The organism is Nonomuraea typhae (genome assembly GCF_009760925.1).
GTDB classification, from domain to species: domain Bacteria; phylum Actinomycetota; class Actinomycetes; order Streptosporangiales; family Streptosporangiaceae; genus Nonomuraea; species Nonomuraea typhae.
This window is the reverse complement of sequence record NZ_VRLV01000041.1, coordinates 1-1,568: the sequence shown is the minus strand read 5'-3', so window position 1 is coordinate 1,568 and position 1,568 is coordinate 1. Positions and strand designations below refer to the sequence as shown.

The window sequence follows — 1,568 nt, the reverse complement described above, 5'->3', positions numbered from 1 at the left end:
TGCCGCATCTGGATGAGCGGCAGCGTCGACTGCTGCTGGGCGCCGAGGCCCGAGCCTTGGGCCATGGCGGGCTCCGGGCGGTGGCCCAGGCCGCAGGCGTGCGAGAAGCGACGGTGTCACTGGGCGTCGATGAGCTGGAAGCTGGTGCCGAGCCGCTGGGGCGGGCGCGCCGTCCGGGCGGAGGCCGCAAGCGGCTGATCGAGACCGACCCTGAGTTACGGTCGGCGCTGTTGGCCCTGGTCGAGCCGGACGAGCGCGGAGACCCCACCTCTCCGCTGCGCTGGACCACCAAGTCCACCCGCAAGCTGGCCGGCGAGCTGACCCGCCAAGGGCATCGGGTGTCGGCCGACACCATCGCGGACATCCTGCGCGGCGAGGGGTTTGGCCTGCAGGCCAACGCCAAGACGCTGGAGGGCGCCCAGCATCCGGACCGCGATGCGCAGTTTTGCTACCTCAATGAGCAGGTCCGCGAGCATCGCGACGCTGGGCAGCCGGTGATCAGTGTGGACACCAAGAAGAAGGAACTGATCGGGGAGTTCAAGAACGCTGGGCGGCAATGGCGGCCGAAGGGTAAGCCGGTGCCGGTGAACGTCTATGACTTCGCCGAGTCGGCGGTGGGCAAGGCGATTCCGTACGGGGTATACGACCTCGCGGCCAACACCGGGTGGGTGAACGTTGGCACGGATCACGACACTGCCGCCTTCGCGGTCGCCTCGATCCGCCGCTGGTGGCACGCCCAGGGCAGGCTCGCCTATCCGCACGCCGACCGGCTGCTGATCACCGCGGATGCCGGTGGCGCCAACGGGTATCGCACCCGGGCCTGGAAAAGCGAACTGGCGGCGCTGGCGGCCGAGACCGGCCTGGCCATCACCGTGTGTCACCTGCCGCCGGGCACGTCGAAGTGGAACAAGGTGGAGCACCGGCTGTTCGCGCATATCACGATGAACTGGCGAGGCAGGCCGCTGACCAGCCACGAGGTAGTGGTCAACAGCATCTGCGCCACCACCACGACCACCGGACTGCGGGTGCAGGCCGCACTCGATGCCGGCTCCTATCCGCTTGGTGCGCGGGTCAGCAACGCCGACCTGGCCGCCCTGCCCCTGGCTCGGCACGCCTTCCACGGCGAGTGGAACTACACCCTGCACCCGGCTCTGGACGCCGCCCCCGACCCCGCCGATGACGATCAGTCCGGTGATGATCAGCACGCCGGCCGGTGGGATCCGCACGTCCTATCCGACCCCGCCCTGACCGGAATGCCTCGCCCGGACCTGGACCGCCTGACCGCCGACCTGCTCGCCCTGGACCGGCAGCGCCAGCGCATCAAACCCGGCCGCCCGCCCACCGTGCCGTTCACCGATCAGGTCCTGCTCACCGTGCTGCACCAGCGGCTGGGCCTGGCCTTCGAACCCCTGGCCGTCTTGTTCGCCACCAGCCGGACCACCGCCTACCGCACTACCCGCAGCATCGGCGAACTACTCGACCGACACGGCACCCACATCGCTCCCGCGCGCACCCCACCCGGCGCCTTACGCCTTCTGCACGCACGCGTCCTCGCCGAAGATGCCAAA

The 1,568-nt window shown here is 69.8% G+C and carries 1 protein-coding gene; it reads left to right on the top strand.

Going from position 1 to position 1,568, the window contains the following annotated elements; all coding sequences use genetic code 11:
- Positions 1-1,568 (top strand): ISAzo13 family transposase (locus FVE25_RS53605; protein WP_157255256.1); only part of this gene is annotated, 1,568 nt, incomplete at both ends.